At 61.4% G+C, this 23,984-nt stretch carries 23 protein-coding genes and 1 pseudogene; 2 read left to right on the top strand and 22 right to left on the bottom strand.

Annotation, left to right across the window (positions count from 1 at the left end):
- Nucleotides 1-42: 42 nt before the first annotated feature.
- The 11 genes and pseudogenes from BM438_RS38455 to BM438_RS38400 all read right to left on the bottom strand — a co-directional run bounded on the left by BM438_RS38455 (nt 43) and on the right by BM438_RS38400 (nt 13,901).
- Nucleotides 43-1,176, bottom strand: a complete 1,134-nt coding sequence (locus tag BM438_RS38455; RefSeq protein ID WP_093645506.1) for a saccharopine dehydrogenase family protein — start codon at nt 1,174-1,176, stop codon at nt 43-45.
- A gap of 217 nt (nt 1,177-1,393) precedes the next feature.
- On the bottom strand, nt 1,394-2,074 hold the full coding sequence (locus tag BM438_RS38450; RefSeq protein WP_093645503.1) for a c-type cytochrome: 681 nt from the start codon (nt 2,072-2,074) through the stop codon (nt 1,394-1,396).
- A complete protein-coding gene (locus tag BM438_RS38445) occupies nt 2,075-3,553 on the bottom strand; it encodes a flavin monoamine oxidase family protein (RefSeq protein WP_093645501.1) in 1,479 nt (492 codons plus the stop codon).
- An 81-nt stretch (nt 3,554-3,634) separates the two neighbouring features.
- A complete protein-coding gene (locus tag BM438_RS38440; RefSeq protein ID WP_093645498.1) occupies nt 3,635-4,600 on the bottom strand; it encodes a WD40/YVTN/BNR-like repeat-containing protein in 966 nt (321 codons plus the stop codon).
- 17 nt (nt 4,601-4,617) lie between these two features.
- Nucleotides 4,618-6,978, bottom strand: coding sequence for an efflux RND transporter permease subunit (locus tag BM438_RS38435; RefSeq protein ID WP_093645496.1), 2,361 nt, complete (start codon nt 6,976-6,978; stop codon nt 4,618-4,620).
- A gap of 73 nt (nt 6,979-7,051) precedes the next feature.
- Nucleotides 7,052-8,881, bottom strand: coding sequence for a DUF1302 domain-containing protein (locus BM438_RS38430; RefSeq protein ID WP_093645493.1), 1,830 nt, complete (start codon nt 8,879-8,881; stop codon nt 7,052-7,054).
- 76 nt (nt 8,882-8,957) lie between these two features.
- Nucleotides 8,958-10,322, bottom strand: a complete 1,365-nt coding sequence (locus tag BM438_RS38425) for a DUF1329 domain-containing protein (protein WP_093645490.1) — start codon at nt 10,320-10,322, stop codon at nt 8,958-8,960.
- 76 nt (nt 10,323-10,398) lie between these two features.
- Entirely contained in the window at nt 10,399-10,812 is a 414-nt protein-coding gene (locus tag BM438_RS38420) for a RidA family protein (RefSeq protein ID WP_093645487.1), read from the bottom strand.
- A 17-nt stretch (nt 10,813-10,829) separates the two neighbouring features.
- Nucleotides 10,830-11,663 carry a phytanoyl-CoA dioxygenase family protein gene (locus BM438_RS38415; protein WP_093645484.1) on the bottom strand — a complete coding sequence of 278 codons (834 nt, stop codon included), beginning with the start codon at nt 11,661-11,663 and terminating at the stop codon, nt 10,830-10,832.
- A 945-nt stretch (nt 11,664-12,608) separates the two neighbouring features.
- Nucleotides 12,609-12,722, bottom strand: a pseudogene (locus tag BM438_RS46440) (LysE family translocator); the annotation flags it as partial.
- Nucleotides 12,723-12,971: 249 nt separating this feature from the next.
- A complete protein-coding gene (locus tag BM438_RS38400) occupies nt 12,972-13,901 on the bottom strand; it encodes a winged helix-turn-helix domain-containing protein (protein ID WP_341865804.1) in 930 nt (309 codons plus the stop codon).
- A gap of 907 nt (nt 13,902-14,808) precedes the next feature.
- Here BM438_RS38400 and BM438_RS38390 point away from each other — a divergent pair.
- Together BM438_RS38390 and BM438_RS46435 are read left to right on the top strand one after the other, a co-directional pair.
- Nucleotides 14,809-15,138: a hypothetical protein gene (locus tag BM438_RS38390; RefSeq protein WP_093645477.1), complete on the top strand. Its 330-nt coding sequence runs from the start codon at nt 14,809-14,811 to the stop codon at nt 15,136-15,138.
- Between the two features lie 93 nt (nt 15,139-15,231).
- Nucleotides 15,232-15,555, top strand: coding sequence for a DUF1003 domain-containing protein (locus BM438_RS46435; protein WP_244179545.1), 324 nt, complete (start codon nt 15,232-15,234; stop codon nt 15,553-15,555).
- Nucleotides 15,556-16,031: 476 nt separating this feature from the next.
- Here the strand turns inward: BM438_RS46435 and BM438_RS38380 are convergent, their stop codons facing one another.
- The 11 genes from BM438_RS38380 to BM438_RS38330 all read right to left on the bottom strand — a co-directional run bounded on the left by BM438_RS38380 (nt 16,032) and on the right by BM438_RS38330 (nt 23,976).
- Nucleotides 16,032-16,346 carry a TrbM/KikA/MpfK family conjugal transfer protein gene (locus BM438_RS38380; protein ID WP_093645475.1) on the bottom strand — a complete coding sequence of 105 codons (315 nt, stop codon included), beginning with the start codon at nt 16,344-16,346 and terminating at the stop codon, nt 16,032-16,034.
- 11 nt (nt 16,347-16,357) lie between these two features.
- Nucleotides 16,358-16,810: a hypothetical protein gene (locus BM438_RS38375; RefSeq protein WP_093645473.1), complete on the bottom strand. Its 453-nt coding sequence runs from the start codon at nt 16,808-16,810 to the stop codon at nt 16,358-16,360.
- On the bottom strand, nt 16,810-17,523 hold the full coding sequence (stbB, locus tag BM438_RS38370) for a StbB family protein (protein WP_093645470.1): 714 nt from the start codon (nt 17,521-17,523) through the stop codon (nt 16,810-16,812). The genes BM438_RS38375 and stbB overlap by 1 nt, the downstream gene beginning before the upstream one ends.
- A 75-nt stretch (nt 17,524-17,598) precedes the next feature.
- Entirely contained in the window at nt 17,599-19,272 is a 1,674-nt protein-coding gene (locus tag BM438_RS38365) for an LPD7 domain-containing protein (protein ID WP_093645468.1), read from the bottom strand.
- A complete protein-coding gene (locus BM438_RS38360) occupies nt 19,269-21,035 on the bottom strand; it encodes a type IV secretory system conjugative DNA transfer family protein (protein WP_093645466.1) in 1,767 nt (588 codons plus the stop codon). Before BM438_RS38360 ends, BM438_RS38365 begins: the two co-directional genes overlap by 4 nt.
- Nucleotides 21,032-21,394 carry a hypothetical protein gene (locus BM438_RS38355; protein ID WP_093645464.1) on the bottom strand — a complete coding sequence of 121 codons (363 nt, stop codon included), beginning with the start codon at nt 21,392-21,394 and terminating at the stop codon, nt 21,032-21,034. The genes BM438_RS38360 and BM438_RS38355 overlap by 4 nt, the downstream gene beginning before the upstream one ends.
- Before the next feature lie 56 nt (nt 21,395-21,450).
- Nucleotides 21,451-21,741, bottom strand: a complete 291-nt coding sequence (locus tag BM438_RS38350; protein WP_093645462.1) for a hypothetical protein — start codon at nt 21,739-21,741, stop codon at nt 21,451-21,453.
- Nucleotides 21,738-21,965: a DUF3717 domain-containing protein gene (locus tag BM438_RS38345; RefSeq protein WP_093645459.1), complete on the bottom strand. Its 228-nt coding sequence runs from the start codon at nt 21,963-21,965 to the stop codon at nt 21,738-21,740. The genes BM438_RS38350 and BM438_RS38345 overlap by 4 nt, the downstream gene beginning before the upstream one ends.
- Nucleotides 21,962-22,225 (bottom strand): hypothetical protein, encoded by a 264-nt coding sequence (locus tag BM438_RS38340; protein WP_093645457.1) that lies wholly within the window; start codon nt 22,223-22,225, stop codon nt 21,962-21,964. The genes BM438_RS38345 and BM438_RS38340 overlap by 4 nt, the downstream gene beginning before the upstream one ends.
- On the bottom strand, nt 22,222-23,259 hold the full coding sequence (virB11, locus tag BM438_RS38335; protein ID WP_093645454.1) for a P-type DNA transfer ATPase VirB11: 1,038 nt from the start codon (nt 23,257-23,259) through the stop codon (nt 22,222-22,224). The genes BM438_RS38340 and virB11 overlap by 4 nt, the downstream gene beginning before the upstream one ends.
- A 54-nt stretch (nt 23,260-23,313) precedes the next feature.
- A complete protein-coding gene (locus tag BM438_RS38330; RefSeq protein WP_093645451.1) occupies nt 23,314-23,976 on the bottom strand; it encodes a hypothetical protein in 663 nt (220 codons plus the stop codon).
- Nucleotides 23,977-23,984: the final 8 nt, after the last annotated feature.

The raw sequence follows: 23,984 nt of genomic DNA, 5'->3' as shown, positions 1-23,984 counted from the left end.
CATGTTTCCCTGAATCTGTGCTGGATCTTCTCGTCGCGGCGCCTACAGCGGCGCGACGGTCGCGCGCGCGAGCCCGCGCTGCTCGAGGAACCCGAGCAGATAGCGATGCCCGAATGCCTTGGAACCCGAAGCGAAGCCCACTTTCGCGTTCTCACCGTCGAGGAGCTTGATGGCCGCGGCCGTCTGGATGGCGCCAGTCGCGATGTATGGCGTAATACCGTGCACGGTCGCGCGAACGGCCGAAAGCTGGCCACGGCCGATCGCGAAGTCGACAGTGCGATGAAGCGACGTGCGTTCGCGCGGCGGCATGGCCGGCGTGGTCGAATCGACGAGCTGTTTAAGCACCGCATCCTGCTGCTCGCGCGGCAAGTTCGCATACTCGGCGTCCCACTTCTGTCCGAGCGCATGCACCATTTGCATCGCATTGTTGTCGTAGAAGCCCACGCAGGAAACGCAGCTGCGCACGCGCGGATCGTGCTCGAAAGACACCGGCAGCGACGTACCGCCCCACGGCAGCGCGAACACGGGCTGAAGGAAATCCGGAGAGGCGATGCTGAACGAAGCGTGCCTGTCATGCGGCATCAGCTTCTTCTCCCACAGGTAGCAGGCTTCCTGACGATAGCCTTCGAAGATGGTCGCGGTGGAGCCCACGCTCACACCGGCGCCGGCGCCTCGCGGGCCGCGCGTGAGCGTGGCGGTCTCCAGCGCATCGATGCCGGGTGTTTCGAGCGCCAGTTCGGCGGCGATTTCGGCGAACGTGTACATGTAGGCATTCGACGGCGACACCAGCAGCCCGGCCTGCCGGAACTGCTCGCCGAACTGTTCGCGGACCTGACGGATGTAGTGCTGCTCACCAGTGGTGTCGAGGTAATGGCAGCCTGCCTTGAGCGCCGCTTCCACGGCAGTGAGGCCGAAATTGAAGAAAGGTCCGACCGTATTGCACACGACCTTTGCACCGCGAAAGGCATTCACGAGCGAATCCACGTTGTGCTCGGCCTCAATGACTTCGTAATTCGCCGATTCGAGGCGCACGACCCGCTGCGCCATCATCTCCTGCGTACGCTTGGCATTACGCGCTACGGCGGTGAAGGGAATGTCCTGGTCGATAAGCCAGTCCATGATCAACATGCCAGTGTAACCGCTTGCGCCATAAACGACGACGGGGTGCTTTGCCATGTTTGTCTCCTGAAACGTGAGTTGTGAAAGTGGTTTCGAACAAGCTCGATTCGATAGCCGCTGCATTCGCTCCGCTATCGCGGCAACACTGCGATCACGGCCACCTTATTTATAGAACACAATACCAAACTTAGTCACTATTACATAACTTTTGGAATCGGAGAAAGACAGAGTATTCCCTGTCTCCCCAACGCTTCTGCCAGTTACACGATGACAGCTATTGCATGCCTGTGGCGCTGCCACCCGGTGTCAGGCTGGCAAGATAGCCGGCCACTGCCTGGATGTCCTCGCCCGACAGGGTGGCCGCCATCCCGTTCATTGCGCCGCTTGGGTCATGACGCTCGCCCGTCTTGAAGGCGGCAAACTGCTTCGCGAGATAGGCTTCGCCCTGGCCCGACAGACGCGGCGCCTGATCCCGGCCCATGAACGCAGCCCCGTGGCAGGTCTGGCAGCTCTTCGCCGCTACGAGCGCCATGCCCCGCTTTTCGAGCGCCGCCTCCCCGTACACTGCTTCGCTTTGGGCCGGCGTCTGCCGCGCGAAATAAGCAGCCAGCGATTGGATCTGCTGGTCCGTGAGCGCTCTTGCGATCGCGCCCATGTAGGGGTTAGGTCGCCGGCCGCCGGCAAACGCGCGCAACTGGGCGACGAGATAAGCCTCTGGCTGTCCGGACAGCGCCGGGTACCAGCCATTGACGGACTGCCCGTGCGCACCGTGGCAGAAGTAGCAGGTCTCCTGCGGTTGCGGCCAGGGGCCACTGTTTGCCACCTCCGACCTGTCGATCTCGTTCATCGCCTTTTCGAAACGCATACCGTCGAGGTAATCGCGTCCGAAGAGCGCTCCCGCGCTCACAACGCCTGCCAGCACAACGGCTGCGCTTATGAACCATGCCCGTTTCATTCACGCCACCTCGCCGCGTCGAGTGAAACCGCCCAGCGCCTGCAAGGCAGCGCGGTGGCCCGAACGCACGGCACCGTCCATCGCGCCGGCCCAGATGTCGGCGGTTTCGGTCCCTGACCAGATGAGGCGCCCCACTTCGGGATGCAGATATTTGCCCCATTTCGTCCAGAAGCCCGGCGGCATAGGATTGATGCAATGCAGGGTCCATGGATCGACCCGGCCCCAGTCGTAGTCGTGGAATTGCGTTGGATGCAGTGCGCGGTCCCCGAATGCCTTCGCAAAAGTGGCCGACAGCGTCTTTTCGGCCAGCGCGGGATCGTTCGGCAACATCCCCGGCGCGACGAATGCGGCGATCACGCCGAGCGATGCATCGGGAGGCGAGTTGTCGTACGCCATGAAGACCGGGCCACCGACCTGGAAGATCGTTCCGCAGTAACCTGCGTCGCGCCAGAACGGTTTGTCGTAGACGTGGACCGTCTTGCGCATGGGGGCATTCGTGGGCCAGTTCTGCTGGAGCTGCACCCGCCCGCCGGGCAGCGGCGGATCGAAAACCACCTGATCGCATAACGCCGGATTCATCGCCACGATCACGCGACGCGTCCTGACCACGCCCTGATCGGTATACAGTTCGACCACATCGCGATCCCAGCCTGATATCTTGCGCACCGGCGAGGACAACCGGACCTTGTCGCTAAGTTGCTCAGCCATCTTGATGCTCAGACGCTGCGAGCCGCCGACGATGCGCGTTTCCTGCGCACCGCCCTTGAATGCTTCAAGCTGCGTGTAGTTGCAGCTTGCACTGTTGATCATCGATAGGTAGTGCAGCAGGCCCAGTTGGGCCGGCGCACCGCCCGTGGTCAGCTTCGCGGCTAGCGCGAGAAAGTAGCCGGCCTCGTACTTCACGCCCTGTTGCTGGAGCCACTCGCCATAAGAGAGCTTATCCAGTTCCGCCAGATGCGGTGCTTTCCACGGCGCGCCAGATGGCACGCCGCGCGACAGTTCGGCAAGCCGGTTGCCGATCATGTCGTCACCCCCGGTGCCGCCATGAAAATCCTGGGCCACCGTAGCGCCCTGCGCCATCACGACGGTCTTGCCTGTGTACCAGCTCGGAAACGTATCGATCTCGAGTTGACGTGCCAGATCGAAGATCGCGGTCTGGCCTGGACCGATCCACTGCCCTCCGGCTTCGGAAACGACGCCGTGTCCGAGGTCATGGTTATAGGTCCGCCCACCGACGCGGTTGCGTGCCTCGAGCACGACGAACGAGTCGCATCCGGCCAGTTTGAGGTCACGGCCCGCGGTCAATCCAGCGAGACCCGCGCCGATGATCGCGACATCCAGAATGTCGCCGTTCATGGGCTTCGTTACGGCGGCCTGTGCCAGCGACATGCCGCCGGCCGCGAGTGAGGCCGCGCCCATCGCCGTAACGCGTAGCAACTGTCGCCGGGTCTGCGTATCCGGCTTACGTTTCCGATTCATCCTTGATGCCCAATCCGGTTTCATTGTTTATCTTATCAACTCGTAAGGATAACGATCCAACAAGGTAGCGACTGATGTTTCTCAGCGGGCCGTCAGCACCCCGTCCTGCGAAAACAGCAACGGTTTGCCGGCACCGTCGATCAATGCAGCGGTGAGCGTTGCCCGATCGTCGCGCTGATGAACCTCGAACGACGTGCTGCCCTCGCGTTGCCGGAACATAAGGCCATCGAGCCCGACGCCCATCAGTCCGTTTCGAGTCGCTACGAGGTCGGTGATCGAACTCTTCGTGCCCGCGTTCAGCGCCGCCCACGTCGCCCCGCCGTCGCTGCTCTGGTACAGGCTGCCCAGCAGCCCACCCACGACGATCCGCCCGTCGGGCAGCGCCACGCCCGTCCACAGCGTGCCCTTGCCGCCCGTTGCCTGATAGCTCCAGTTCGCGCCACCATCCGTGGACTTCAGCACCATCCCCTGTTCCGAATCGATATAGAGCGCGCCCTTGCGGTCGGCAAAGATGTGGTACAGGTTGCGGTCGGCCCTCGTGCCACCTGGCGGCTTCGGCACAGTTACCTTCGTCCACGTCTTGCCGCCGTCGTGCGTGGCGAGCATTAGCGACCACAGGCCTACGGCCACGCCATCTCTCTGGCTGGTGAACAGCACGGAGAAGAGCGGCTGGTCTACCGAAAGGTCCATGCGCTGCTTCTGCCAGGTCTCGCCGCCGTCGGCCGTTGCGAGAATCACGCCCCACTGGCCGACCGCCCAGCCGTGCTGCGCGTCGGTAAAGGTGACGGCCGAGAGCGTCGCCGAAGCAGCCACTCCTTTCGCCTGGCGCCACGTCTTTCCCTCGTCATCCGAAATGACGATGACGCCATGCTCACCCACCGCGACGATGCGCGACCCGGCGCGCGCCGCATCCATCAACATCATGTGTGCCGGCGCGGGCCACGCATGGGCGGGTTTGGCAGCCCAGTTCGCAACGGTTCCGGGCGGCAGGGCCCAGACTGCAGCGCTCACGCACAGCGCGGCACAGGCAACAAGCATCTTGATCATGACTGTGTCTCCCATGTTCAGTGACTGAAGAGACCAGGCGCGCGCGCCGGTTTGCGGCGCGGGAACCAGCGCTCGAGCACCGAAGCCATTGCGGGCAGCGCCGTCATCGCCATCAGCAGGTTCACGAGGAACATGAACGCCAGCAGCTTGCCCATGTCGGCCTGGAACTTCAGCGCCGAGAAACTCCACGTCGCCACGCCGATCGCCAGTGTGATGGCTGTAAAGATCGTCGCCACCCCCACTTCCAGCATCGCGTGCTGCACCGCCTTGACGATGTTCTGGCCGCCCGCCAGATGCACCTGCAGCCGGTTATAGATATAGAACGCGTAATCCACGCCGATGCCGACGGCCAGCACCATCACGGGCAGCGTCGCCACCGTTAGCCCGATCTGCAGTTCCTTCATGAACCAGTAGCCGATGAAGGTTGCCACCGAGAGGGGCAGGCAACACGCCAGCATCGCGCGCCAGTCGCGGTAAGCAAGACACACAAGAATCAGAATGGCCGCGTACACGTAAAGCATCATGGGCAACTCGCTCGCGGCCACCTCCTCGTTGGTCGCCGCCAGCACGCCCGCATTGCCCGCCGCGAGCCGTACCGTAATGCCCGGGAACGGATGCGTTGCACGGTACGTCTTCACGTCGTCCAGAATCCGGCTGATCGTGGTGACCTTGTGATCGGTGAGGAACAGGTGCACGGCCGTCATGCTGCAGTCCGCTTTCATGAAGCCCTTCACCCGGCCCACATCCACCGAGACCGCGCCGTAGTTCCCAGGGTCGATCGGAACGACATTCATCTTCGGGTAGTCCTCGTTGTAGCCCTGGTTGTAGCGGCGCAGCATCGCCGAATAGGACTCGACCGACACCACGCCTGGCTCGGTGCGCATCGCGCTCGTGAGGTCGTCCTCGTACAGGCCGACTGCCGGGTTATCGCAGCCCTTTTGCGCCGACTCGATCACGACCGTGAGCCAGTCGAGGCCGATGTCGTAGTTGCTCGCGATCGACGTCGCATCGCGGTTGAAACGCGCGTCCGCACGCAACTCCGGCGCACCCGGCTGCAGCGTGCCGATCACGCGGTCGCGGCTTTGCCAGGCGGCAAGCGCGAACACCACGAGCGTCAGCGCCACGGTCACGCCCGCATAGCGGGGTTCGGCGATGCGCGCAAGCCCGCGCAGCCACGACGAGCGCCGTTCGCTGCGCTTGAGCGCGCTTTCCGCATACGCTTTCGTAAAGTTGAAACACGAAGCTGCGACTGGCAGCAGCACGAGATTTGTCACGATCTTGTAGGCCACGCCGAGCGACGCCGTGATGGCCAGCTCGCGCACCATCGGAATCGGAATCAGCAGCAACGTGATGAATGAAACGAAGGCGGTGACCAGCGCCAGCACGCCCGGTATCAGCAGGCCGCTGAAGCTGTGGCGCGCCGCATCGAACGAGCTGTTGCCGTGCGCGATTTCGCGCACGATGAAGTTGACCTGCTGCACACCGTGTGAGACGCCAATCGCGAAGACCAGGAATGGCACCAGCACCGCGAGCGGGTCCAGTCCGAAGCCGAGCAGCTTCAGCGTGCCGAACTGCCAGACGAGCGATGTCAGCGAGCATGAAATCAGCAGCACCGTGAAGCGCACCGAATGGCAATACCAGTAGACCGCGAGCGCCGTGAGCAGCAGTGCAATACCGCAGAAGCCGAGCACGGCCGTTGCGCCATCGGCAATATCACCGATCTGCTTCGCGAAACCAATGATCTGGATTTCATAGCCGGCATCTTCAAACGGCTTGCGGATCTGCGCTTCGAGCAGATGATTGAACGCCACGTAATCGAGCACCTTGCCGTTGCGATCGCGCTCGTTGAGCTCGGCCGTGATCATGGCGCTGTCTTCATCGTGAGAAACGAGCGTCCCGATATAGCCACCGAGCGTGGTCGCGCGGCGGATCTTCGCGACGACGTCCGGCGAAAGCTGGTCAGGCGTGATCGTGCCGGAGATGATCGGCTCGGCGCGGAAACCCTCGTCCGTGATCTCGTTCACGTAGGCGTTCGGGGTCCACAGCGATTGCACGCCAATGCGGTCCACGTTCGGCAGGTACGTGACGGCCTGGGTCACCTTGTACAGCCGCGTAAGGCCCGCCTTCGTCCAGATCGAGCCCTTGCGGGCACGCACGACTACGGTGATCCGGTTCGCGCCGAGCAGGTCGGAGCGGTACTTCTGGAAGGTCTGAATGTATTCGTGGCCGATCGGCATCTGCTTCTCGAAGCCCGCATCCATCCGCAACTGGACGGCGAAAAATGCCATGACCGCGGTGAATAGGCCAATGCTCACCAGCACCGCCATGCGGTGACCGAAGAACTCCCTTTCCAGCGTTTTTACCAGACGATTTAACACGGCATTTTTCCTTCAAATGTTTCGGCAGCTCCGGCGACAAGCGGCATCGGACCCCACACCGATGCTTCGGCCATCAGAAGTTCCGGGTGACGAACATGCCGACGAAGTTGCGGTCCGCGTAGGGATTGCCTACGGTGTTGTGCCCGCCCCAGAACAGCGTGTAATTGATGCCCGCCTGCCAGACCGTCGGGTTCTGGTTGAACAGCACGTAGAGGTTCAGCGACTTCGAACCCTGCAGGTAGTTCGCGGTAAGCGTCGGCGTATAGCCGTAGAGTCCATCGGCGAACGTCACGCCCGGCGTCACCTGCCAGCCGTGAATCAGCGTGCCGTCGTAGGTCCAGTTGAAATCGATGGTTGCACCCACGGAGCTCGACGTGCCCTGCGCCATGCCGATCGGGTAGCCCAGGCTGGATCCGTTGTTCAGCCAGGGCAGGTAGCCCGCCTGAGGAACCTGCGTGACGGTCTGGCCATCCACCGAGCGCGTGACGCCGCGCTGGCTCAGACCTGGGTAGTAGATCCAAGTGAGTTCCCAGGTCAGCGTCGCTTCATCTGCGCCAAGCAGCTTGAGGAACGGATACTCACTGCGCGTGAGCGCCAGCAGCCCGTTGATGTCGTACTGGAACTTCTTCATGTCGGCCCATTGCTGACAATTCACCCCGGCCACGCCGTTGGTGTTCAGGTCCAGTGGGCCACCCGCGCCATAGCAGCTCGACAGCGCCACGGCATCGTGCGGCCGGTACGAGAGTTCGGTACCGATCGCCCAGTTGCCGATCCCGAAATTCGCGCTGGCGCCAAAGAGCTGGCGGTTCTGCAGATACGACCAGTCGAGCGTCCCATTGGCCAGCGAAGAAAGCACCGGCGACTTGTCGGTATAGTTGACGTAGTAGAACGCGAAGTTCGCATCGAAGGAGCGCGGCGAATAGTTGAACTTCATGCCGAACTGCGGGTGGTACTTCGAGGGTGCCTGCCAGTCGACTGGCAGGCCGATATCGTTCCAGGGCGGCCCCGCATAGGCGCCGTTGACGAGGCCGGAGTTGATCCCGTTGAGCACATTCCGGTTGCCACTGCTCGCCCCCGCAATCGTGCCGGCACTGGGGCCGGCCACGTTCAGATTCGTGGTGCTCACCGTATACGGGTCCGTTCCGCGGCCCAGGCTGTTCGATACTGACCAGAACGAGCCCACGGGTGGATAGCGGTTGCCGTTCCACGAAAACTGATAGTAATCCTCAGTGCTGAATCCGTGAGAAAGATCGGCTGCAAAGCTGATCATCGGCGCGGGCAGCAGCGCCTGCTTCAGCTGCGAGCCGGGAATCAGCAGCTTCTGCACGTCGAGCGAGTTGGTGGCATTGATGCCGCCCTGCGCGAACATGCTCTCACCCCAGTTGATCACCTGGTTGCCGAGGCGCACGTGCGCGCTCTGCCCGTTGATGGTGAAGTCCTTCTCGCCCCACAGGTCGAGCAGTTGTGCGTTGTAGACGACCTGCGCCGCATTGGTGCTCGAGAGCGGCGTGCGGTTCGTGTCGCCGGCGAGGAAGTCGTACATACCCGTGCCCCGGATCATGAACTTCAGCCCCTCGCTGGGCATCTTGAAGAGCAGCTCACTCGTCGCGCTGATATAGGTGGTGAAGGGCTGACCCTTGCGGTAGTTCAGATCGCCGTCGTCACCCACGCCCCACTGGTTGGTGTTGGCTGCCGCACCGCAACCGAACGAGCTCGGGTCGCCAGTAAGCGAACAACTCGGGTTTTTGGTGCGGATGCCCGCGCCTCCCGTGAGGTTGGTCACCCACGAGCCCGTGAGATCTCCCAGACCCGTTGTGAACTCGTAACCGTACGCACTCGTCACAGCCACGCCGAACATGGCCAGCGACGCCGCAACATATCTTCCGATGAGGTTCGCTTTCATGGATCTCCCCTGCCGTCACCCTTGATTCCGACGTACGCCCCCGGCGCGCGCCAGTCCCCTGGTACCTTGCCGAACTTCAGCGCTCGCTCACTGACCGCAAAGATTCGGCCGTAAAGAAGTCCGCCTTGAAGCGCGGGTCGTTGATCTGCTGGTACCAGCGAATGTCCTTGCCCTGCCCAATTGACGAGGCGTCGAACACATAGCGTCCGTTGTTGACGTCGTACTGCACGAACGGCTCGTTGTCGCAGGCGCCGCCCAGTTCCCACACCGGGATTGGGTAGCTCTCGCGCACCTTCCATAGCTTGCCCTGAGCGTCGTAGTCCTCGCCCACCAGTGCCAGCCAGCTGTCCTCGTCCAGATAGAAGACTTTTTTCGACGCGACGTGGCGCGCCGTGGGCTTGAGTGTCGCCTCCACGACCCAGACGCGGTGCACCTCGTAGCGACGATGATCGGGCGCGATGCCGTTGGGTGTGGCGACGTCGTGCAGCTTGTCCTTGAAGGTGTACATGCCGAAGTCGTCGTAGGGGACGATCATCTCCTTCTTGCCCGCGAGCTTCCAGTTGAACCGGTCGATGGAACCATTGAACATGTTGGATTCGTCGATCAGATACTGATTTTCGAAGCCGATCAGCGGTGCGTCGTGCGTATAGGCTGGCATGCGTCTCACGCGGCGCTGGCCGGGAAAGTAGTAGTACGTTTCAGAATCCTTGTCGAAGTACTGCCGCTGCACGAAGGCCTGCCCGGCCAGTGCCGCCGGCGAGTCGATCGTGAAGTAGGCGCCAAGACTGAACTGGTCGACGTCTGCCGGCGCGGCCTTGCCTTCCTTGCCCGCCGGCAGGTAAAAGGCCTGAGGACCGACTGCATCGATCCAGTCGCTGCTGCCGGGGCGCGGAGAAATGGTCGTGACGACCGGTGCCCATTCGATGCCCTCGCCGCGATATCGCGTCTCGTAGTTGAGGATCGCCTCAGCTCCGGTCTTGGGTTGGGGGAAGGCCACGCCGGGAAGCGTCGCGGCTTGCACCGTCTGGCCATCCGACGCGAGTTTCGCCGCCGTGAGGTTAGTCTTCGAATTCTGTTCCGCGAAATCCGGCAACTGGCATTCGCGATGTGACGGATAGACATCCATGCGGTAGCCCTTCAACTGCTTGACGAGCTGGATCTGGCCTGGTGACAGCTTGTCCGCATACTTGTCGACATTCGACGCGTCGATCGAGTAGAGGGGCTTCTCGCTCCTGTGTTGCCAGAAGTCGCCGCGAACCTTGCCCCACGCCCAGCCAGCGGGCGTCGCTTCCCTGCCGGCAAACGCCGGCACGAGCCCGTCCTTGCTGGCCGCGCGCTCGGCGCCTACCGGCGTGAGGTCGTCGGCAACGGCCGCCCCGGCCACGAGCAACAAAGCGGCCGCAATGCCCGACAGCGCTCCGATGGTGTGCTTCCTCATCATGACTCTCCTTCCTATTCGACTCTGATTCGTAGTACGTATTGTTGGATTCGATGCTGGCGCACTGGAGTTGAACCACTCAGCCCTCGCCGCACCCTGCCACCGCCACCGCCCGGATCTCGATGCACAACTCGGGCAGTGCCAGTTGTGTTACGCCGACCGCCGTCCACGACGGATAGCGCGCCGGGAAATACGTATCTTTCACCGCAGAAAAAGCCTCCATTTCACCGCGCAGGTCCGTATGGAAAGTGGTCAGCTCCACTACATCGGCGAGCCTCGCGCCCGCCATCTCGAGGACGGCCTTCAGGGACTCGAAGGCGATACGGGCCTGCGCCTGCATGCCCTCGCCGGTTTTCATATCCGGGCCGATGCCGACCTGTCCGGAGACCCAGATCATGTCCCCTACGCGGGTCGCGGGCGAAAAATGGTAAGCGTCATAGAACGCCTGGAACGGCGGCGGGACGATTGATTGCCGCGTAGTCGCTTGGGTCACGATGTGGATTCCTTTGCTTAAATGAGTTGACGGAAACACTGCGCACGAAACGGATCACCTTGTTTCAACGCGGCAAGTTCATCGAGAAACAGAACACCGGCCGGCGTGAACCCCGAGACGCTCGGTTGCGGCAGCGGACTGAAAACCGCGTCGTCACCGAAGAAGCGCAGCACGAGCGTGTGGCGATCAGCAAAGGCGGCGTCTACCGCTCCGCCGCCATGCAGCACACCCGGATGCAGTAGCAGGACGTCGCCTGGCTCCGTCGCCCACGAGATGATGTCGTAGGCAGCCGGGTTGGCGCGGCGCTCGGCTTCGATATCCGGCAGGCGTGGCCAGATGTCTCCGCCATGCAGAGGATCTGTTGGGTCTTCAGCATTCTGAAAGGTTGTGCCGTCGTGACGCGGTCCTCGATGAGATCCCCGCACGATCTCAAGCGCATTTTGTTTGGGGACGGCCTCAAAGCTGATCCACGCGTTGCCGAAGTGCATTCCCTCCCATGGCAAGTAGGACGTGTCCTGATGCCACGGCGAGCGACCGCTCCTGCCTCCACTTTTGAGGAACAGCTCCTCTGCGAAATACCAGACGTGATCCGAGGCCCACAGGTCCGCGAACAGTCGGCCGAACGGCAGTTCGCCAACCAGCTCGTCCAGACGCCCCTTCGCATACGGATTGGCGTTGTCGTTGTGGGTCTTGTGTACCGTCCCTTCGAACAGGCTGCAGGCCATAGGCCCGGGATTCTCTATGCCCCAGTCGAAGACCTGCCGGCACCGAGCCAACTGTTGTTCGCTGAGAAGACCTTTGACCAGAACGGCGCCGTCCTCGGCAAAAGCCTTGCGCGTGGATTCATCCATGACCGAACTCCTGAATCGTCAATCGGCGATCTGGTTAAAACACCTCCAGACACGCTTTCGTAGAAAATATTACCAAAGTTAGGTCATGATACAAAAATAAAAAAAGAAAAAAGAGAGGGAATTCCCTGCCTCCGCAAAGTCGACACCAGGGTTTCCCAGCTATGGTCCGAAGCGGAACGCGGCCCCTGTGCCTGCAAGAAGGCCGGACGATCGAGGCCCGTCTTCAGGGACAGATGGCAATGGGCACGGCGCTCGAATCCTCTTGATTTAATTTGTAAACATACCTATCTTAGTCTTTATGTACTACATGGCCAGCCATTTCGTATACCTGCACCTTGCTAGTGGTGGCGCACGTGCGGTGTCGCGTCAAAAGCGCTCACCTGCATACATCCACGAGGCGGATAACGGCCGCGAGCACCAGCTTCGCGTGGGCTTTGAGCAAAATGGGACATGGATGCAATGAGTGGTCCTGGCTTTTGGTAACGACGTGCTGCAGACGATCGAGCAGCAGCCGGGCTCCATGGCATCGGAAGGCGTGAGGTGGCTGGGAGCGGCTTTCGCAGCGAAGCTGGGGCGGTGCCTGTTAACGGCAAATGGAGTGGGAGACGGTGATGTTCAACATTCTCAGCAATTGGATTTTTGTCGGCAGCAACGCATACGACGAATACACGTTTGTGCCCTGGCTGAACAGGAACGTCTACCGTCGGACTGTAGACTTTAGTCAAGTCTGCCTGCTGTAACTTTTATGCAGTGGATTGCCGAGTAAGAGGAGGAACGGCATTCTGGGACTTCGTGCTGAAGGAGTGCCGCGCTCGATACGCGGTGTTCGAGCTGAAAAATTAGGCTGGGAAAATTGGACAGAACCAGGTGTATTCGACAGAGAAATATCTCTTCAAGGAAGCGTTTAGGTCTGTTGAGGGTCTTGTCAACTCGCCATTCGCGATGCCGGATTCCCAGCGCAATCATGAGCCCTCCACATGTGAGGTCGATCCATGCCTTCGCGCGACGATACGCCGTCGCAATCGCCGCGTGCGATAGAACGAGCGCGACTGCTCCGTATCCCCCGGCACCCTGTCTAGACGGTACTGCCATGACGCTTACGAGCGCACCGCCGCGCATGAAGCATAAAGAGCGGAGTCCTGGTTCGTGTGGGCCGCCGGCATCATGGCGACGACGCTCCTATAGCTCTGGGCGAATTCCACCAAATCTCGAAACCACGAGAGAAGTGCTTCGTCAGCCGAAGTCGACGTTTCGAGTTCGGCCAAGATTGCTTGAATCGTCCATCTGTCGCCTGCTGCCCTGAATTGATCAGCTACGGCGCCTTGTAAGCAGGTCCGCCACCCCGGCGCGGGCGGCAATTTCCCAGATATATCCGCGAGAATAATCAACGCCTGTCCGCTGATGAAGCACGGTGCGCAAACGTGCATTGGTCCAGTGATCAGACTCTATGCCATGCGCTCGAGGCGACTGTCTGAGCGTCGCGGCAACCCATGCCAGCGTTTCGTCATTCATCGCGGACGGCTTCTTGTCCGTGCGCTGCTTCGGCGATCGCATCCGATGGCCCAGTCCAAGCTTCCCGACGACGGTTCTCACGTGTCCAGCGGAATGTGAAACGCCGAACTTCTTCTTGATCAGCTTCTGAACATCCCCGTTTCGCCAGAGCTCGGTTTCGTAGCCGTGAGCCATGGGGCTACCCTCCAATGTCGCCCGCAACCACTCAAGAGCTTCGGGGCCGAGCGTCGCCTTGCGCCCGGATGACTTGAACTGTTCAACGGCCTGGACTCCATCAGCAATTACCAACGATCTGTATTTCTTAACGGTGCGCACGCTGATGTTGAGCGCTTTCGAGACCTGCTCGACGCTGTCCCCGTCCAGCAGCATTTTCGCAGCAATCTTCCGGCGCGCGGCATAGACGTCGCTCTGCGATTTCTGGGAAGTAGCCGGCGACGTTTTTTCTGACGTTGAATAGGTGAGCCGGTATGCGAGGCCATAACCCCGAACCAGGTAACCAACGTGCGAAGCTGAAAACTGGACGCCGAAACGCCGAAAGATCAGTTCGCGCAGTTGGCTTATGGTCCAGGTTGGCCCTGGATAGCCGTGGAGCCCAGGTGAATGCTTGATCGCGCTAACGAGCCAGCTTTGCGAAGCATCATCCAGTTGCGAGGGGCCCCCGTGGATGCGAAGGCGAGCAAGGGCGTCAGCTCCACCCCTTTCAACCAGTTCCTTGTATTTGCTCACGGTCGGAAGACTCAGCCGGGCCTTCCGGGACACTTCGCTAATACCCTCACCATTTAACAGAAGCCTGGCGGCAAGAGCCCTACGTTGTGCGAGAGGGATATCGTCAATCGGTTTGCCCATCGTCCTGTGCGCAATTAAATTGGCTGTTTATGTCGTATTGTGGTCTCCGTATTTATACACGATTCAATACAAATTTCACGCCGGGGCGACGCGAAGGCCATACTGTTAGATCCGATCGAAAGCTTTTCGAAAGTGCGGCGTCGGGCCAACTGCGCGGCAAACCTGCCTCATCGCCGGATTTTTTGTTTTTGCGAGGACAAAATGACATCAAACTTCGAGCCAACGGTCATGCCAGGCGGGGAGTCGGCCGGACTATTCGATTCCGCATGCAATCGGCTTCGTGAGATTACGAAGGCGCGCTGCGTAGCCGTGATAGTGATCGACGGCGAGTCGGGATCGGGCTATTCAGTTGTGGGTCCACTTGACGCGCAGGTTCTCCTGCCGGATATCTTGCAGAAGCTGACAGATACGTTGCGCGGACAGCTCTCGAAAAATCTGCAGTAACTCGCCTGTCGCGACGCCACACGGATCAGGCGTCATTTGCCTGTCACGAATGGCTGGTGAGGTCGAAACAGCGGCCGTTCAGTTGAAGGCCGCGACGGTCGCTTGATGGCCGATCGCGCCCCGTCAGAAGCGACAGCCAAAGGTCCTGCCAACCCGTGGGCGCTAAATAGCTCAAAGTGCTCACGCGCCGGGATGTCCGCATCGCCGCCCGCATCAGCAACCCTTGCTCCTCCAGTTGCTGTCTCTGGCGCGAGCGACCGTCATTTAGCAACTACGGAGCCATGCTACGCTCGACGTTAAGTAATTCATGTCCACGCAAGCAAGCTCACCTTGGAGAACCCTGATGAGCAAGAAATCCTTTTCCGACTCTACCCGCGACCCAAACGAGACGACCCCGGCAACGCTGACGGCCCTGACAACGCAGATCATTGGGTTTGTCCGCGAAGGGACCCTCGACAGCCGGTTCGCCGCGAAGCTCGTGAAACGCATGAAGAAAGAGGCCGAAGCGATTTTAGAAGCTGACAATGCGACGAAGTCAGACTGGAAGGAGTTGAAGAAGGCGTTCGACACGGTTGATGCGGTGTTGCGCGAACACGATGCGAGGTTGCTTGTCACGGCCAACGCGGCGCTGCGGGCGTCAGACGACCTACCCGATATCCCGACACCGCGGTAACCGCCAAACGTGACATCCACGGCATCGGGCCAGCCCATCCAAGAGGTCGGTCAGGACGGGCGCCAAAATCACCTTTCATGAACAGTCACCATCATGAGCGATGCGAATCACAACCAGGCCCCGCTCCGCGAACCCAATGGACATCCCGATCATCATTATCGGTTCCACATGCCGTACTTCCATCTCAACTCGGTTTTCGGCGACGATTGGTTCGCGCTCAAGGCCGAAAGATTCGCGCGTTTCTTTGGAACGCCAACCTTTCTGATTGCACAGACAGTGATTGTTGCGGTCTGGATTGCTGTGAACATGCTTGGTTTTACGGAGTTCGACGTTTATCCTTTCATCCTTCTGAACCTTGCCTTCAGTCTTCAGGCAGCTTACGCTGCGCCGCTAATTCTGCTCGGACAAACACGTTAGGCGGATCGCGACAAGGTTCATTCTGACGCCGATGCTCGCCACCGCGAAGACCTTGCGAATGCAAGCGAACAACGGCAAGCACTGGCGGCGAAGCAGACCGATCCGCTGGTTGCATTGCTTGAACGGAGCACCCAGCTCACTGCTCTCACAAAGCAGATGAGCGAACGTGTCGAAGCGTTGACGCTGGAGTTGCGCGACAAGATAACGGCATACGGTGGGAGCGCATAGGTTCCCACCGTATGCCGCTCGATCACAGGTCAATTCTGCATTGCCGAAGAAGGTCTCTTGTCGGCCCGCGAGCGGGAATCCACGAATCTTTTGCAAGTGGCTCAAACTGGCGCTCCCAGCCTTTCGAAAACGCGCCAGGGTCCACCCTGTGTCGATGGCACTGAGTTCGATTGCGCTAGGTCAGCTTGCCGACGACGGTGAAATCCCGGCACCCACGAGGACACACGTGCCGGGCTGAGAGGCGCACTTCAGGGGCCGTTCTCGACACCGCCGTATTTCGAATTCACGGAACCCTTCTGGTCACTCCCAACGGATTTGCATTGATTCAAAAAATCGCCCCGGGCGCTCGACGTGCCACTCAGATCGAAATGCCCGTGGTGATAGCGCACAATCGAAAAATAGTCACGCTCATACTGATTGCATTGGCCGCCGCCATTGCCACCGTCCATGAGCCCTGCCAGGCACAGCACCGCACCGCAGGCCGAGTTGTTGTCGTCGTCGGCTGCCGCCATCGTCGGGACGGCCGCCGCACAGCAGATCAATGCAGCGAGGAATCGTTTCATGAGATCTCCTGTCAGATGGACAGCAGTCGCAGCGCCGCAAGGGCTCCGACCGTGAGCGCCGCTGAGGCAAGCATGGCGCACACGGTCCATGCAGCCAGTTCGATTCGGCCGATACCACGACCGCGGCCGCGCTCTTCGCGCAGGACGTCGCGCAGCAGATCGCGGCTTCGGCCGTTGGCTTCGTCGTACTGCCTGAGCGAGATCTCGCCAAGCAGTTGATCGCGGGCCTCCGAAAACCGTCCTGCTTCGGCCAGCACATCGGTGCTCGATGCTGCGAACTGGTTGAGGAACTGCTCGTAGCGGGACGTGAAGCGCAGCAGCGTAAGTTCACCGTCGTCCTTGAACTGCTTGCCCGTGGTATCGAGCAGCTGGGACAGATCCTTCACGTCCCGTCGCAGCAGCGATAGCTCACCCAGTACTGCGCCGATCAGTTCCTCGCGGATCGAATCGTCCGATGCACCCATCAATGCACCACGAGTTTGAAGACTGCGTCCAGTTCGGTGATTACCCGTGTGGCCAGACGTTTGATTGCAACCAGTTGGCGAATCTGTGCAAGATGTTCCTCGGGCTCCCCGCTCTCCATTGCTTCGGCATTCATCGCGACATAGTCGGTCGGATCGTTGCGAATATCGATGATGGTGCGATCGAAAGCCTTGATCTTTTCGTAGATGGGGTTCTCATACATCACCGCGTCGCGATTCAGGACGAAATTGCGGTTTTCCGCGTAGTAGTCGAAAATTTTAGAGAAAATCTTTGACACGTCGTCTTTCGGGGTGACTGTGTTAAACACGACGCGAATGCGGTTTGCCGGTACACCGATTTCTCCGGTGAGTGCGCGCAATGTCGAAATTGTGTCGACCTGTTGTTTAAGCGCAGGAACGGTCGGTACCACAAAGGCATCGAAGTCTTCATGAGAACCTTGATAGTCACGCATCAGCGAGACAAAGTCTTCGACATTCGATGCCCCGATATCGACCACGGCATGCCGCAAGGTCATGAGTTTGTCCTGCAGTTCCCCAAACTCCTTCCCACGCATCGCCGATCCTTTTTCGCTGTCGTCCGAGTTGATCGACTCGACCGGAATCACCTGGGCACCCTCGAGCCGTGGCGCGAGAAGGTGATGTGCAACGGTGCTCTTGCCAACGTTACCCGAGAAGTTGATTACAGCGATCTTCATGATGGTTTACTCCTGTTGTTCGATTTGACGATACGGTCGCGAGGCGATCGCGGCCGCCCGGCGTTGCCCGCCGCCTTATGGTTCCAATTCGAGCGTCGGTCCATCGTGTTCGGCGGTCTGCGACTGCGGGTCCTGTCCGCGCTCCGCCGTCGCCTGTTGGGTGGCCTGCTGGGCTGCGTGAGCCTGGCTGCGCTGCTCCCGCTCGATCTGCTCGCGCACGGCCTCGATCGTTGCTTCGCTTACCTGAGGCATGGGCACGTCCAGTGGCCGGCTAGCTGCGCGCGCCTCGGCCACGGCGCTTTCGAACTCCCCCATCAGCTTCTCCTGCTGCTGCTCCGGCAAACCCTTGATCTCGTCGCGCAACACCTCGCGCGCGGCCTGCGCCTTGATGCGTTCGCGTGCCTCCTCGAGCGTCTTCTGCTGTTCCTTCGAGTATTTCCAGTCTCCGTTCAGGAACCGCTCCCGCGCCTCATCGATCCTATGGCGCTCATCGACTTCGCGGCGCACACTGGCCAGCGCTTCGCGCTGCTCGCGCGTGGGCAGGCCCGACACATCGGGCGAAAACACCAGCCACTCGTTGCGCCGGCTCGTCACCGTCTTCGGAGCGAGTTCGGTACCCTTCTCGTCGAACTGGCGCTGCTGCGCTGTTACCGTCTTGCTGCCGCCCTTTTCCAGCTCGATCCGCTGACCGGGCTGCACACCGCTTTCGCCGATCGCGCGTTCGAGGTCCAGCCCCCACACGATGCGCTCGCCATCCTCTGTCCGCACGGTCGCGTAGTAGCTGGCGTTCTGCTTGTCGTCGTGGTTGAACGGAGCGGGCCCGTGTGCCACCAGTACCCCCGCTGTGACACTGGCCGGCGTTGGCGTGCCCTGAACGGGACTCGCCGGCGCAGCCGCAGACGGCAGCGCGGCGTTCGCCCGGCCGCCGGGCGCGGCGTTTTCCCGCCCTGTTGTGGCCGTTTTCGCTGGCTCCGGCGCAGCGGGCTGCTTTTGCCCTGCGGCGTCTGCGGCCCCCATCTCATTCGTGCGCGCCTTGTCCTCATCATTCGATCTCTCGCCAGCCCCGATACGCATCGCCTCGCGCGCGGCGGTCAGAGCCGCCCGGTCCTGCGCCCCAGGTTTGAAGCCACGCGTCGGCACGCCGGCGAGCTCGGCCGCAATCCACGCCTGCCGCCGGAATTCCTCGCTACCCTTGAGCTGCAGCTCATCCCAGTTCTTCGCCTTCGCCACTTCGACCATGTGCGCGATTACCTCGCGGTCTTCACTGGCCGTCGACAGCGAGCGGCCCCTGTCCTCGAAGTGCACCGTCTCGCTTTTGCGATCGAGAAACTTGCCCTCATGCGCCACATAGCGGTTACTGACCGACTTCGGCACGTCATAGCCGGTCTTCTCGAAAACCGGCTTCGGGCGGATAGTGTTCTCCGGTTCACCGCCCTTCATCCCGAGCGGCTTGCCGGTGCCGGCGGCCGGCTTCACCGACTCGTCGGTGGCTGTGCTGTTCGCTGCGTCTGTCGACGGGTCACGCCTGAGCAGCTTCTCGACCTTCCCCCGATCGGCTGCGCGAATCTTCTTCAGGCGCTCGTCGGTTGCGTCATCGACCGGCGTTTCCGGGTTGCCTGGCACGGCGCCCGCATCCGGCTCGTTCGCCGGCGGCGTGACGCGCGCGCGGATGGTCGACGCATCGTCAGCGTTGGCCGCACCGCGCTCGCGGTAGTCGATCCGGTCGGCGGGGAATTTGATCTCGTTCATACGGTCACTCCTTGCGGCTCAGGCTGTGATTGAGGGGCTGCGGTTTGGGCCGCAGCGGCTGCTTCGGGCAGGACTTCGCGCAGATAGGGCATCAGCTGGAAGAGCGATGCACGGATGCTGTTGCGGTTGTCCAGGTGATAGGGCTTCAGGACGCCGATCTCGTGCTCGCGGACGTCGCGTGCCGCGCCGGCGGACTGGCGTGCTATCTCGGCGGCCTGCTGCGCACGTCGGGCCGCGTTCTGCGTCTGCCACCACTGCTCGACGTCGATCTTTGGCACTGGTGCACACAGTTCACGCGCGACGAACGCGGCGTGTTTCATCTGTACTTCATTGGGAAACTTCGGACCGAAACCGAACCAGGCGCGCCGGCGATTGGTCTTCTCCAGCTTCGCCATCACCGCCTGCAGATAGGGGCTCTGCTGCACGAGCCGGTCGACGAGTTCGGCGTCTTCATAGAAAAATGCCTTCTCGCACAGGATCGGCTCGCACCCCTCCATCGTGATGATCTGTTTGTTGTGCTTCAGCGCCCGCAGCTCCTGCGGCATCATCAGTGCCCTGCCGTGCTCCGACTCATTGGTGCTCGTCGACGAACTCCGCCCGCGACTGCGGTTACGCGAGCGCGCCATGTACGTGAAGGTCCCCAGCATCTTCGAGTACTCTTCCGATTCCTTGACCGTACGCGGCGCATACAGGCTGCGCATCTTGCAGTTGATCGCCAGCGTTTCGGCGCCGTGCTTGCCGTACAGCTTCGGATCCTCGATCTGGGACATGCCCTGGAAGATCAGCATCAGTCTGAGGTTGTAGCCCGCGATGAACGGGTTGGCCGTATCGATGATGTCGATCTTGCCGGGCGCTGCAAACTCGTCCAGGATCAGTGCGCACTGGTATTTGAGTGCAGGATTCTCGGCAGGCAGCTCGCGCGTGTTCAGGTCGATCAGCTGCGAGAAAAAAAGATTGACCAGCAGCGCGCCGGCCTTCAGGTCGCCCGGCTTGATGCCCACATAGATCGACATGCGCTTTTTGCGCACATCGGCCAGATCGAAGTCCGAGCGGCTGGTTGCCGCGTCGATCACCGGATTGCTGAAGACGTTCAGCGGCGCGGTCATCGTCGATACGATGTTCGCGAAGGCTTCCTTCGACTGCGACAGGAAGCGGTTCAGCGCGTCGAGACATTCGAACGTGAGCGCCGGCAGCCCCTCAGTCGCATGCGCTGCATCGGCGCGCGTGCTGACGATCGACGAGATGTGTTCACGGATCGCCCTGCCCTTGCCTGAAGCCTGCCTCAGCACCTCGCCGAACGTGCACGGCAGCGAGGGCGTTTCCAGCAGATACAGCACGATCCCGATGAACAGGTTGCGTGCGTTGTCGTTCCAGTACTTCAGGCGCGCGTCGACGTTCGACGGATACAGGTGTTCGCCGATCGTCATCACGTCGCCCACGCGCGTGTAGGGCGCACGGCGCTGGATGTATTCGAGCGGGTTGTACGCGTGCGAGCGGCCGTCTTCCGAGAACGGCGCCCACAGATAGGTTTCGTGACCGCACGCCCGCCGGTAGCCGGACGTATACAGGTAGTTCTCTTCCTTGATGTCCTCGACCACGGCCGAATCGGGATAGGTGAGAAGATTCGGGATCACGAGCGACGTGCCTTTGCCGGAGCGGGTGCCGGCGGCCGCCATCAGGAAATCCTGGCCGTAATATTTCAGGTATTCACCCTTGTACTTGCCGACAATGAACGGCGGATACAGGTGTTGTGAAGTGGTCATGGTGATTTCCTCTCCAGCAGGCCGGCTTTCACAATGTCGTTTCGGGTTGCGAAGCGGGCCTCGCCAAACTGCGCGAGGCGCTTGCGGCCCGACACGAGCGCCATCGTGATCACGACCACTGGCAGGCCGGTGATGACGACCGACAGCAGCGAGCACACCTTGAGCGCTCGCACCACCGCAGGCACATCGCCGTAGGCACGCCAGTAGTCGTACAGCGTGAACACGCCCACGCTGCCCTGCGGCAGCTTCTGCATCTTCGCGAAAAGCTGGCCGCCGGCGAACTGGCCGAGGAACGCGAAGCCGCACAGGATCAGCAGGAAGACCACGACGGGGATCAGAATTCGAAGGGGTTTTGGCATGGTCGGTCCTCAGTGCGCGGCCGCGTCGATAGCGGCCTGGAATATCAGATGCGTTGTCATGCGGCCATCTCCCGTTGTTGCAGATGCGCGCTCAGGTCGCGATGCAGGCGCATCGCGTGGCGCACGTTACCGAAGGGTCCGTGGAACTGTTTGCTGTTGTCCGCCGTACAGCGATTGATCGGCTCCCACAGCAGGTAGTGCCACTCGTCATAGACTGAGTACCGCGCGATCGTCCAGCCCGACGGGTGGACCAGCGCAAAGTCGCCGGACGGTCGCCATTTGCACTGGCTGTCATCGTGCGAGTCCGCGGCATCGGCAGTCGCCGGAACAGGATGATCTGCCTTCATTGCGGGAACTCTCCGAGTGGAGCGGCGGACAGGATCCGCAAGGCGTCGCGCTGCGCGTCGTCCAGCCCGGCGTCGGGGACACCCTCGCAGCCGTGCACGATCACGGCGCCGTAGAGCCGAGCCAGCGCGCGGGCTTCTGTGCTGGCAGCAAATGCTTCGTCCGACGGCGAACGCATGCGCCACCCCTCGATCGCCGCCTCGATATCGCTGATTGTGAAGTTCATACATGGTCCTCCCTGCGTACGAGCCAGTGCGCCGTGAAACCGCGGGCCCACGACGCCGCGTAGACAAGGCACAGCGCGAGCACGCCGTACTGATGCGCTCGCCACGCCATGTCGAACCAGAACGGCTGCGCGGCCAGCCCGAAGATGCAGGCCCAGCGCCGCCAGTGCACACGCCGGTCCTGCGACAGGAAAACGGCGAGCGCACCGCACAGGCCGATCACGATCTGTTCGATGATCTGCGCCGCGGCATCGGCGCTCATGAGACACACCCCAGCAGTTGCGCCTTGCCAATCGGGTCGTACCAGATCTCGGCCAGTCGCCTGTTGCGCATGAACAGGACGAGATCGACCGTTACCCGCACCTGGTCCATGATGAATTGCCAGTCGAGCGTCTGGCCGACCACGCTCTGCTTGACCAGCGTCGCGATGCGCGAATGGGCCGAACGCGCATCGTTGCAATGCACAGTCGTGATGCCGCCGGGCTTGCCCGTGTTCAGCAGCGTCAGGTAGTCCCATGTCTCGTCACCGCGCAGTTCGGCAAGAAACACACGATCGAACGTCATGCGTAGCGTAGAGCGCACCAGATCCTTCGCCGGCAGCGTGTCGCTGAAGAACATGTGCACGCGGTTCGGGTGATTCGGCAGCGACAGCTCCGGCGTGTCCTCGATCGTGCCAATCCGTTCATCGGCCGGCACGAGGTCGGAGAGCGCCTTGTTCAGTGTCGTCTTGCCTGAGTCGGTACCGCCGGCGAGAGCAATGTTCAACCGGTTGGCGACCGCAAGCTCGAGCATGCGCGTGACGTTGCGCTGACCTTCCGCCTCGAGCATCCCGAGCTCAAACGGTTGCAGGTCGAGCCCCGCTGGCATCTCACGGCGCGGTGAGACGTCGCGATATCCCTCAAACCAGCCGTTGCGCTCGTACTCGGCAACCGAAAAGCGTAGGTCTGACGGGATGCGGATCGTGATGGAGATCGTGTCCTGCTCGCAGGCCGGCTGCATCAGCACGTGCCCGCGCTGTCCATCGGGCAGGACGACCGGGTGAATCGGCTCCTTCGTCGAGAACTTGCCGCCCTTCATCACCGTCAGGGCGTTCGCGAGCTTGAAGCACGCATCGAGTGAGCAGGCCGGTGCGTCGTGCCGTTTCCACCCACCACCGCCCTTTGTCCAGATCTCACCGGGACGGTTGATCGCGACCTCGGTGAGGCTACCGTCGAAGAAGTTCGAGATGCCCATCTGCTTGAGGAAACTGCGGGCGATCGTACCCTTCTCGATCACATCGATTACGACTGCGCTCATTCGCACTCCTTCCTGTTTTAGGGTCACATTCATTAATCAAAGTGCCTCACAGGTTCAGCGCGGCATGGTGCCCGGATCCTGCGGCTCGATCAGCACTGACACGCGATACGGGCGTCGGTCGTCTGGCACGCTGCTGGCAAGCTCGCGGAGCGTTTGCGCCGGCGACGTGGAAACGACGGTTGCGCTCAGGGGCGCGGCCGGTCGGGTCAATTTCCAGCCCGCACCGCCGATTGCCGCAGCCGCGCACAGCCCCGCTGCAAGCCAGATGCGCGATGTGAGTGGCGCCTGGCGATCGTGAATTGGTGGTGTCTCGATGGGTTGACGGTTAGTTGCGTGCACGTCCGTTGCGTGAGCGGCTGCGGGATTGACCTCGTCATCGAGCGACGGCAAGGCGTTGTCGCTCCATTCCGAGATCGTCAGCCCCATACGCGCCCCGACACTACGCAGCAGGTTGCGTCGCAGCGGCGCTGACATGTCGTCGATCCGGCACCCATCGAGCGCCATGCAATCCTCGAACGCGTGCTCGTCGGCGATCTGACGCAGTGGCAAGGCATCGGGAACCATCTGCACACGCCGCGCATCGACCCGCTCGGCCAGTTGCCGGACCGTGTTGCCGTAGAAACAGAAGCGCAGTGCGCTCCGTAGTTTTGTTTCGAACATGTCGCGATCGAGGCCGTGCAGGGGGAAGTCGTCGGGGTAGGTGACTTTCAGGTTCATGGATCCGT

The organism is Paraburkholderia aspalathi, assembly GCF_900116445.1.
In the GTDB taxonomy this organism is placed as follows: domain Bacteria; phylum Pseudomonadota; class Gammaproteobacteria; order Burkholderiales; family Burkholderiaceae; genus Paraburkholderia; species Paraburkholderia aspalathi.
The sequence above is the reverse complement of the archived record's forward strand: the minus strand, read 5'-3'. Positions and strand labels throughout refer to the sequence as shown.